General features: G+C 73.0%; 7 protein-coding genes. 3 read left to right on the forward strand and 4 right to left on the reverse strand.

All coding sequences use genetic code 11. The features are described from left to right. Positions 1 to 142 precede the first annotated feature (142 nt). Entirely contained in the window at positions 143 to 1,138 is a 996-nt protein-coding gene (locus tag ABTZ54_RS33325) for a hypothetical protein (RefSeq protein WP_351670792.1), read from the forward strand. A 67-nt stretch (positions 1,139 to 1,205) separates the two neighbouring features. Then, entirely contained in the window at positions 1,206 to 2,738 is a 1,533-nt protein-coding gene (locus ABTZ54_RS33330) for an amino acid permease (RefSeq protein WP_351670766.1), read from the forward strand. Between the two features lie 49 nt (positions 2,739 to 2,787). Here the strand turns inward: ABTZ54_RS33330 and ABTZ54_RS33335 are convergent, their stop codons facing one another. Then, positions 2,788 to 3,555, reverse strand: a complete 768-nt coding sequence (locus ABTZ54_RS33335; protein WP_351670769.1) for a GntR family transcriptional regulator — start codon at positions 3,553 to 3,555, stop codon at positions 2,788 to 2,790. Positions 3,556 to 3,756: 201 nt separating this feature from the next. On the opposite strand from ABTZ54_RS33335, the gene ABTZ54_RS33340 reads away from it, so the two are divergent. Next, positions 3,757 to 5,094 carry a DUF2252 domain-containing protein gene (locus tag ABTZ54_RS33340; protein ID WP_351670772.1) on the forward strand — a complete coding sequence of 446 codons (1,338 nt, stop codon included), beginning with the start codon at positions 3,757 to 3,759 and terminating at the stop codon, positions 5,092 to 5,094. A 37-nt stretch (positions 5,095 to 5,131) separates the two neighbouring features. Here ABTZ54_RS33340 and ABTZ54_RS33345 read toward each other — a convergent pair whose 3' ends face one another. From ABTZ54_RS33345 to ABTZ54_RS33355, 3 genes are all read right to left on the reverse strand, one after another. Further along, a complete protein-coding gene (locus tag ABTZ54_RS33345; RefSeq protein WP_351670775.1) occupies positions 5,132 to 6,535 on the reverse strand; it encodes an FAD-dependent oxidoreductase in 1,404 nt (467 codons plus the stop codon). 111 nt (positions 6,536 to 6,646) lie between these two features. After that, positions 6,647 to 7,213, reverse strand: a complete 567-nt coding sequence (locus tag ABTZ54_RS33350; protein ID WP_351670778.1) for a PadR family transcriptional regulator — start codon at positions 7,211 to 7,213, stop codon at positions 6,647 to 6,649. Between the two features lie 33 nt (positions 7,214 to 7,246). Beyond that, positions 7,247 to 9,271 (reverse strand): oxidoreductase, encoded by a 2,025-nt coding sequence (locus ABTZ54_RS33355; RefSeq protein ID WP_351670781.1) that lies wholly within the window; start codon positions 9,269 to 9,271, stop codon positions 7,247 to 7,249. Positions 9,272 to 9,492 lie beyond the last annotated feature (221 nt).

Raw genomic sequence — 9,492 nt, forward strand, 5'->3', positions numbered from 1 at the left:
ACGTCCAGCGACCTCTATAGTGATCGCCGATCACCGGCCGGGATGGCCACGGGGGACTGACCACCCCCCTCCACCCACCTCACCGAGGAACCATGTCTCCCACCCGCCACCCCGCGTGGCCCACCCCCCGCAGGGCCTCCTGATGGCCGCGCAGGGCTTCCGGCCCGTCTACCATCCGGCGGGCCACGACCATGCCCTGCGGGGCGCCGTCCAGGACCTGCGGACCGGCCGCTGGGTGGCCATGGCCAGGCTCCTCGACGAGACCTCCGGCTGGCCCGGCTGGACCCGGCGCACCCAGGTCCTCGCCGCCGTCGCGGCCGGCACCGACGTGGTCGCCGCCTGGCGGGCGGAGCAGCCCGACTCCATCGCCGCCGCCGTCATGCACTCCCGCGTCGCCGTCGAGCGCGCCGTCCGCGCCCACCGCGCCGGGCACGCCCGTACCCGCGAACTGTGGCAGGAGGCCTGGACCGCCTGCCGGGAGGCCGTCGAGCGCGCCCCCGCCGACCCCGTGCCCTGGGTGTGCCGGCTCGCCCTGTCCTTGCTCGACACCCGGCAGAGCATGGAGGAGCACCGGCTTCCGCCGCCCGCCCCGATGCTGGCCCCGGGGCCCTGGGGGCTGCTCGCCGAGGCCGAGAAGCGCGACCCGCACAACCGCGAGGCGCACCACCGGATGCTCCAGTTCGTCTACGCCCGGCGCCCCGGCCCGCTCTCCGAGGCGGTCAACTACGCCCAGTGGGCCTCCTCCTCCGCCCCCGTCGGCTCCGCGCTGCACGCCCTGCCGCTGTACGTGCGGGTTGAGCGCTACCGGCGCGACCGGGGCCACGAGCGCGCCCTCGACCTGCACTGGGTCGCCGAGGACGCGGTGCGCGACGCCCGCCGCGCCATGGACACCTGGTTCCTCTTCAGCGCCACCGAGGAGGCCAGCCTGCTCGACCTCAACCATCTGGCGCACGCGCTCTACGGCGCCCTCAAGTTCGCCGACGCGGCACGGGTGTTCGAGGCCCTCGGCCCGTACTGGACCCCGCAGCCCTGGGCGTACCGCACCGCCGTCCCCGACGAACGCGGCCCCGCCGAGGAGGTCTTCCTGCGGGCCAGGGCCCGCTGCCTCGGAGCCCCGGAGGCCCGCCCCGGCCCCTGACGGCCGCCACCCCGCACACTCCCCCCACATCCACACCGCTCGTCCCGTCCCCGTCCCGGAGGAACGCATGTCCCGCACCGCCCCCACCGACGCGATACGCAAACCGCCCCCGGCCAAGGACGACGAGGAGGCGCGCCTCAGAGAACTCGGCTACCAGCCGGTCCTCGCTCGCCGGATGGGTGGCTTCGGCAACTTCGCCATCAGCTTCTCGGTGATCTCCATCCTCTCCGGCTGCATGACCCTCTACGGCTTCGGCCTGGGCACCGGCGGCCCCGCCGTCATGCTCTGGGGCTGGGCGGGCGTCGGGCTCTTCGTGCTGTGCGTCGGCCTCGCCCTCGCCGAGGTCACCAGCGCCTACCCGACCTCGGGCGCGCTCTACTACATGGCCGACCGGCTCGGCGGCCGCCGCTGGGGCTGGTACACCGGCTGGCTGAACCTGCTCGGCCTGCTCGGCGCCATCGCCGGCATCGACTACGGCGCCGCCCTGTTCACCGGCGCCTTCCTTAACCTCCAGTGGGGCATCGTCCCCACCGCCGGGTCGACCTTCCTGATCTTCCTGGTGATCCTGCTGGTCCACGCCGTGCTCAACCTCTACGGCGTGCGCCTGGTCAGCGTGCTGAACTCGATCAGCGTCTGGTGGCACCTCGGCGGCGTCGCCCTCATCGTGGGCGCCCTCGCGATCGTCCCCGACCACCACCAGTCCGCCTCGTTCGTCTTCACCGAGTTCGTGAACGACACCGGCTGGTCGAACCCGATCTACGTCGCCGCGATCGGTCTGCTCCTCGCCCAGTACACCTTCTCCGGGTACGACGCCTCCGCCCACCTCTCGGAGGAGACCGCGAACGCCTCGGTGACCGCCGCCAAGGGCATCGTCCGCTCCATCTGGGCCTCCTGGATCGCCGGTTTCGCCCTGCTCGCCGGACTCACCTTCGCCATCCAGGACTACGCGGGCACCCAGAACAGCGCCACCGGCGTGCCGCCCGCCCAGATCCTCCTGGACGCGCTCGGCGAGGGCGGCGCCAAGGCCCTGCTGCTCGTCGTCATCGTCGCGCAGCTCTTCTGCGGCAACGCCGAGGTGGCCGCCGCCAGCCGCATGGTCTTCGCGTTCAGCCGGGACAACGCCCTGCCGGGCTCCGCGCTCTGGCGCCGGGTCAGCAGCCGCACCCAGACCCCGGTACCGGCCGTCTGGCTCTCCGTCGTGGTCGCCGCGCTGCTCGCCCTGCCGTCGCTGTACTCCGCCACCGCGTACGGGGCCGTGACCGCCATCAACGTCATCGGCATCACCCCCGCGTACGCCATCCCGATCTACCTGCGGCTGCGGGCCGGCCGGAACTTCGTCCCCGGCCCCTGGCACCTGGGCCGCTGGAGCCGGCCGATCGGCTGGATCGCGGTGGTCTGGGTGGCGGGCGTGACCGTGCTCTTCTGCCTGCCGCAGAAGTCCCCGGTGACGGTCGACAGCATGAACTACGCCGTGATCGCGCTGGCCGTCGTGCTCGTCCTCGCCAGCGTCTGGTGGTACGTCGCCCGCCGCTCGTACGGGACGCCCTCGGCGTACGGGAGCGCCCGCGAGGAGGCGGAGATCGCCGAGGGCATCGTCTGAGGCGAGCGCGGCGGCGCCGGGCGCGCGGGCCGGGCCCGTCCGGGCCCGGTCAGCCGCTGAACTCGTAGGTCCAGGAGCCCGTCCGGGCCGCGACGTCGATGTCCGTGATCTCCAGCGCGTGCCCGTGCTGGTCGCTCACCACCCGGTGGACGCTCAGCCGGGTCGCGCCGCCGGCCGGGTGCTCCGCGAGGTGTCCCGCCGGGTCCTGCGGCACCCCGACGGACTCGCGGTGGGTGGTGCGCAGCCCCGCGTGGTGCATCCAGTGGTAGAGCAGCCGCAGGTCGGGCTGCTGCTGATAGCGCTCGGCGCCGCGCCGGTAGCGGCCCAGCTGCGGGATCTCCGTCAGGGCGGGCCGGGAGAACCAGGACACCGACCGCTGGAGCGAGGCCCCGGAGGGCGCGAGCACCGCGTGCCGGTGGACCAGGGTCGGCTCGCCGGGCGCGAGCGAGAGCCGCGCGGCGAGCGCGACCGGCGGGGCCTCCCAGGCCAGCGCGGCGCGCACCAGGGCGTCGGCCGCCCGGGGGCCGCCGGGGAAGGAGCGGCGTGGCACCGCGGGCGCCGGACCCCGCTGGTCGGCCTCGGCGGCGAAGGTGCCCCGCCGGTCCGTGACCACCAGCCGCTCGTCCCGCAGCAGTTGCAGCGCGCCGCGGACGGTCTGTCGGTTGACGTGGAAGCGGTGGGCGAGGTGGCGCTCGGAGGGCAGTCGGCTGCCGGGGGAGATGCGGCGCTGGATGAGGTCGTCCCGCAGCACTGCGGCGACCCGGAGGTAGAGCGGAAGCGCCGCCCTCGGTCCGGGCTCGGGAACGGGCTCGGCCATGTCTCGGACCTCTCTGTCATGCATAATTCAACCATTGCTCGGTGTGACCACCTGAACCGTGTGGGTGAGCAATTCCTATCATTGGTCTAAACCATTCTGGAAGTCCGCTCGCCGAGAGTGGCCGAATCGAGCGTCCCGATTTGTAATGGATCGCGACGGATCAATGGAGGCAGCGGCGGTGGAAGAAGTGGGTGAGGCCGGATGACGACACCCTCCGAACGGGCCGAGAGAGGACGGGCCGCGCGCAAGCGCGTCCCCCGCTCCTCGCACGGCCGCTGGATACCCTCCTCGCAGCGCCCGGACCCCCTGGGCGTCCTGGAGCGCCAGTGCCTGGACCGGGTCCCCGAGCTCGTCCCGATCCGCTACGGGCGCATGGCCGCGTCCCCCTTCGCCTTCCTGCGCGGCGCGGCCGCCGTCATGGCCGCCGACCTCGCCGCCCAGCGCCACACCGGACTCACCGTCCAGCTCTGCGGCGACGCCCATCTGCTCAACTTCGGGGTGTACGCCTCACCCGAACGGGCGCTCCTCTTCGACGTGAACGACTTCGACGAGACGCTGCCCGGCCCCTTCGAGTGGGACGTCAAGCGGCTCGCCGCCTCCATCGCCGTGGCCTCGCTCCAGAACGGCACCAGCAAGGCCAAGGCCCACCGCGCGGCCCAGCTCGCCGCCGAGGGCTACCGCACGGCCATGCGCCGCCTCGCCGGTCTCGGCGAACTGGAGGTCTGGTACGAGCGGATCTCCGCCGACGACGTCACCGCCCTCATCCGCGGCGCCGACCGCAAACGCCTGGAGAGCCGGCTCGCCCACGCCCGGCGCCGCACCAGCCTCCAGGCCTTCGGCAAGCTCACCGAGAAGGACGACACGGGCCGCCACATCGTCGAGGACCCCCCGCTCCTCGAACGGGTCACCGACGTCGACCGGGTCACCCTCGGGAAGATCTTCAGCGACTACCGCAGCTCGCTCTCCGAGGAACGCCGGCTGCTCCTCGACCGCTTCCACTTCATCGACGCCGCCCGCAAGGTCGTCGGCGTCGGAAGCGTCGGCACCCGCTGCTTCATCCTGCTCCTGGAGGGCCGCGACGACTCCGACCCGCTCATCCTCCAGATCAAGGAAGCCGTGCCCTCGGTCCTGGAGCAGTACCTCACCCCCAGCGTCTTCACCCACCAGGGCCACCGGGTGGTCTGCGGCCAGCGGCTCACCCAGGCCGCCAGCGACATCTTCCTCGGCTGGATGACCGGGCCCGAGCAACGCCACTTCTACTGGCGCCAGTTGCGCGACATGAAGGGCTCCGCCGAGGTCGAGACCATGTCCCCGGCCGTGCTCCGCGAGTACGCGCGCCTGTGCGGCTGGGCCCTCGCCCGCGCCCACGCCCGCTCCGGCGACCGGATCGCCATCGCCGCGTACCTCGGCTCCTCCGACGTCTTCGACCGCGCCATCGCCGACTTCTCCCTGCGGTACGCGGGGCAGAACGCCGACGACTACGCGGCGCTGAGCGCGGGCATCGCGGCGGGGGTGGTGACGGCGGCGCCGGGGGTCTGAGAGGCGTCCGACGGGCGCGGCGCCGCCGTACCGGGGTCTACGCCGTCCCGGGCTCCCCGCGCCGCAGCGGCGGCTCCGCCGGTGTCTCGGGGACCGGGCCGAACAGCACCTCGCGGGCCACCGCCGGGGCGAACAGGACCGTCAGCGGCGCCGCCAGCGTCAGTGCCGCGCGGAAGGGCGTGCCCACCACCGGGTTGCCGGCGGCGCGGTCCATCACCCGGCGCAGGTACCAGCCGGTCACCTTGTCCGCGGCCCCCGACCGCACCGCGTCACCCCTCGCCCCCGGCATCGTCTTGTCGGCACCCGCCGAAATGTCCCAGGCCTGCTTCGAGGCGTCGAGCAGGGCCCGCTGCACCCGGCGCGTCGTCGGCGTGCGGCGCGTGCCCGCCAGCGCCTTGCGCAGCGCCACCGCGGCGAGCGCGGCGACCGCCATCCCCTGCCCGTAGATCGGGTTGAACGCGCACAGCGCGTCGCCGGTCGCGAGGAAACCGGCCGGGCGGCGGCCCGGAAGGTCGTACCGGCGGCGGATGTTGGACGTCTGCCGGAAGCCGTACACCGGCGACAGCGGCTCCGCCTTCGCGATCCAGTCGCTCACCACCGGATGCGGCAGCTTCCGCGCGTACTCCTCGAACAGGCCTTCGTCCGTGGGCGGTTCGTCGCCGCGCAGACCGGACAGGGTGACCAGGTGGCGGCCGTCGCCCACCGGCAGCACCACCGCGCCGTACACCTGGGCCGGGTTGGGCGCCACGTAGTAGCCGAGGGCGTCGGTCGACGGGTCGTCGGCGGGCCCGCGGTAGATCCGCGTGCCGTACGCGAGGCCCGTGTCCAGGGTCTCCTCGGGCGGTGCCTCCGCGCCGATCGCCCTCAGCCAGTCCGGTGCCCGGGTCGAACGGCCCGAGGCGTCCACCACCAGATCGGCCTCCAGCGGGCGCGGCTCCCTGCGGGCGCCCGTGCCGCGCTCGCGCAGCAGCACGCCGCGCACGCGCGCGGAGTCGCCGAGCAGGCCCACCGTCTCGGTGCCCTCCACGAGTCCGATCCGGGGATCGGCCAGAACCCGCTGCCGCACCAGCCACTCCAGCTGGGGCCGGGGGCCGGTGTAGTAGTGCGCCGTGGCCTCGGACCGGACGTACCACTGGCCGTTCTGCCACTGGACCATGTCCCGTGGCACGCCCACCTTGGGCGCGCCCAGGCCGCGCAGCTCGTCCGTGAAGCCGGGCAGCAGCTCGTCGAGCGCCCGCTGCCCGCCCTCGATCAGTACGTGGAGGTGCCGGTCCTGCGGAACGCCGGCCCGCGCGTCCGGGCCGTCCGGGTAGCGGTCGCGCTCGACGACCGTGACCCGCTCGGCGTGTTCACTGAGCACCCGCGCGGCCAGCAGACCCGCGAGACTTCCCCCGATGACCACCGCGTGACGTGTCCTGCGGTGCCCCAACTCGTCGGCCATCCTCGCCCTTTCGCGTCAATGGATGTGGATGTGGTCGATCCAGGACTGACCAGTATCCACCGTGAGGAGGGGGCGGGGAGGGGACGAAGTGCGGGCTTCGGCCAGGTTGGCTCAGTGCCGCTCCTCCGAGGGCCCGGCGGGGGCGGAGGTGTCCAGTTCCGTCAGCGCGTGGGTCAGCCATTCGGTCCAGAAGCGTTCCAGGTCGATGCCGCCGCGCAGGACCAGGTGGCGTAGGCGGTCCGGTTCCGAGGAGCGGCGTTCCGGTGGGAAGTCTCTGGCTTCGATTTCCAGGTACTCTTCCAACTGGCGTCGGTGCAGGGCCAGATGGCGTTCCAGTTCGGTCCGCAGGCCTGTTCCGCCGACCACCGCCGCCGCCCGCATCCGCAGCAGCAGTGCGGAGCGCAGCGGCTTGGGGTCCTCCGGGGTGTCCACCCAGCCGGCCAGCTCCTCGCGGCCCGCTGGCAGTACCTCGTACTCCTTCTTCTGGCCTCGCGCCGGGACCGCCGCGGGCAGGGCACGGATGTGCCCCGCCCGCTCCAGCCTGCCCAGCTCGCGGTAGATCTGCTGGTGGGTGGACGACCAGAAGTAGCCGATCGACCGGTCGAAGCGGCGGGTCAGTTCGAGGCCCGACGAGGGCTTCTCTAGCAGCGCCGTCAGGATCGCGTGCGGGAGGGACATGCACCGCATCCTAGGTTCGGCCGGCCGGGGCCCTCACAGGGTGGCGGCGAGCCGCGTGCCCTGGTCGATCGCCCGCTTGGCGTCCAGCTCGGCGGCGACGTCCGCCCCGCCGATCAGGTGCGCCGTACGGCCGGCGGCGACGAGCTCCTCGTACAGCCCGCGGCGCGGCTCCTGGCCCGTGCACAGCACCACCGTGTCGACCGGCAGGACCTTCGCCTCGCCGTCGATCGTCAGGTGCAGACCCTCGTCGTCGATGCGCGTGTACGACGCGCCCGCGACCATCGTCACGCCCCGGTGCTTCAGCTCCGTGCGGTGGATCCAGCCCGTGGTCTTGCCGAGGCCCGCGCCGACCTTGGTGGTCTTACGCTGGAGCAGGTGCACCTGGCGCGGCGGCCGGGGGCGCTCCGGGGTGCGCAGGCCGCCCCGCGTCTCGTACGACGTGTCGACGCCCCACTGGCGGAAGTACGTCTCCGGGTCCTGGCTCGCGCCCTCGCCGCCGTCCGTGAGGAACTCGGCCACGTCGAAGCCGATGCCGCCGGCGCCGAGGATCGCCACCCGCTCGCCCACGGGTGCGCCGTGGCGCAGCACGTCCAGGTAGCCGACCACGCTCGGGTGGTCGACGCCCTCGATCTCCGGGGTGCGGGGGGTGACGCCGGTGGCGACGACCACCTCGTCGTACTCCGCCAGGTCGGCCGCTCCTGCGAACGTGTTCAGGCGGACCTCTACGCCGCGTTCTGCGAGCTGCACCCGGAAGTAGCGCAGCGTCTCGTCGAACTCCTCCTTGCCCGGGACCCGCTTCGCGACGTTCAGCTGGCCGCCGACCTCGTCCGCGCCGTCGAACAGCGTGACCGCGTGCCCGCGTTCCGCCGCCGACACCGCGCACGCCAGGCCCGCCGGGCCCGCGCCGACGACGGCGATCCGCTTGGCGCGGCGGGTGGGGGAGAGGACCAGCTCCGTCTCGTGGCACGCGCGCGGGTTCACCAGGCAGGAGGTGATCTTCAGGCTGAACGTGTGGTCCAGGCAGGCCTGGTTGCAGCCGATGCACGTGTTGATCGTCTCGGCGCGGTCCGCCGCCGCCTTCGCCACGAACTCCGGGTCGGCGAGGAACGGGCGGGCCATCGACACCATGTCGGCGCGGCCCTCCGCGAGGATCTCCTCCGCGACCTCGGGGGTGTTGATGCGGTTGCTGGTGACGAGGGGGACCGAGACCGCGCCCATCAGCTTCTTGGTCACCCACGTGTACGCGCCACGCGGGACGGAGGTGGCGATGGTGGGGATGCGGGCCTCGTGCCAGCCGATGCCGGTGTTGATGATCGTGGCGCCGGCCGCCTCGACCTCCTTGGCCAGAGCCGTCACCTCGTCGAGCGTCGAGCCGCCCGGGACCAGGTCCAGCATGGAGAGGCGGTAGATCAGGATGAAGTCCGTGCCGACCCGCTCGCGGATACGGCGGACGATCTCCAGCGGGAAGCGGACCCGGTTCTCGTACGAGCTGCCCCAGCGGTCGGTGCGCTGGTTGGTGGCCGCCGCGATGAACTCGTTGATCAGGTAGCCCTCGGAACCCATCACCTCGACGCCGTCGTACCCGGCCTCCTTGGCGAGCTCCGCGCAGCGGACGTAGTCCTCCACGGTCTGCTCGACCTCTGCGTCGGTCAGCTCGTTCGGGGTGAACGGGCTGATCGGGGCCTTGAGCGGGCTGGGGGCGACCAGGGCGGGGTGGTAGGCGTAGCGGCCGAAGTGGAGGATCTGCATCGCGATGCGGCCGCCGGCCTCGTGGACCGCGTCCGTGATCTGGCGGTGCTCGGTCACCTCGTCGGGCGTCGTCAGCTTGGCGCCGCCGTCCCAGGGGCGGCCGGCCTCGTTCGGGGCGATGCCGCCGGTGACGATCAGGCCTACGCCGCCTCGGGCGCGCTCGGCGTAGAAGGCGGCCATGCGCTCGAATCCGTGCTCGGCCTCCTCCAGGCCTACGTGCATGGATCCCATCAGCACCCGGTTGGGCAGGGTGGTGAACCCGAGGTCCAGGGGGCTCAGCAGGTGCGGGTACGGGGTGGTCGGGGCCATGGGGGCGCCTCCTCGCGCGGGGTCGTCACGGACTGTTGTAGACGACCGGTGGAGGCTTGTGCAACTAGTTGCATAAGGGTGGGGCGGCTCTGTGGGCCATGCCACAGCTGGGGGGGGCGTGGGTGGTGCGGGGGCCGGTGCCGGAGCGGGGGTGGGGGTGTCCGGACTGCGACCTTCACTTCGCTTCGCTCGTTACGGGCGCCGCCACGTCCGGACAGATC

The sequence above is a fragment of the Streptomyces sp. NPDC094032 genome, from assembly GCF_040303965.1.
Lineage (GTDB): Bacteria > Actinomycetota > Actinomycetes > Streptomycetales > Streptomycetaceae > Streptomyces.

Excerpts from the sequence above, each read along its gene's own strand:
- ABTZ54_RS33345 (WP_351670775.1), bottom strand. The coding sequence starts at position 6,535 with ATGGCCGACGAGTTGGGGCACCGCAGGACACGTCACGCGGTGGTCATC.
- ABTZ54_RS33350 (WP_351670778.1), bottom strand. The coding sequence starts at position 7,213 with ATGTCCCTCCCGCACGCGATCCTGACGGCGCTGCTAGAGAAGCCCTCG.
- ABTZ54_RS33330 (WP_351670766.1), top strand. The coding sequence starts at position 1,206 with ATGTCCCGCACCGCCCCCACCGACGCGATACGCAAACCGCCCCCGGCC.
- ABTZ54_RS33340 (WP_351670772.1), top strand. The coding sequence starts at position 3,757 with ATGACGACACCCTCCGAACGGGCCGAGAGAGGACGGGCCGCGCGCAAG.
- ABTZ54_RS33335 (WP_351670769.1), bottom strand. The coding sequence starts at position 3,555 with ATGGCCGAGCCCGTTCCCGAGCCCGGACCGAGGGCGGCGCTTCCGCTC.
- ABTZ54_RS33325 (WP_351670792.1), top strand. The coding sequence starts at position 143 with ATGGCCGCGCAGGGCTTCCGGCCCGTCTACCATCCGGCGGGCCACGAC.
- ABTZ54_RS33355 (WP_351670781.1), bottom strand. The coding sequence starts at position 9,271 with ATGGCCCCGACCACCCCGTACCCGCACCTGCTGAGCCCCCTGGACCTC.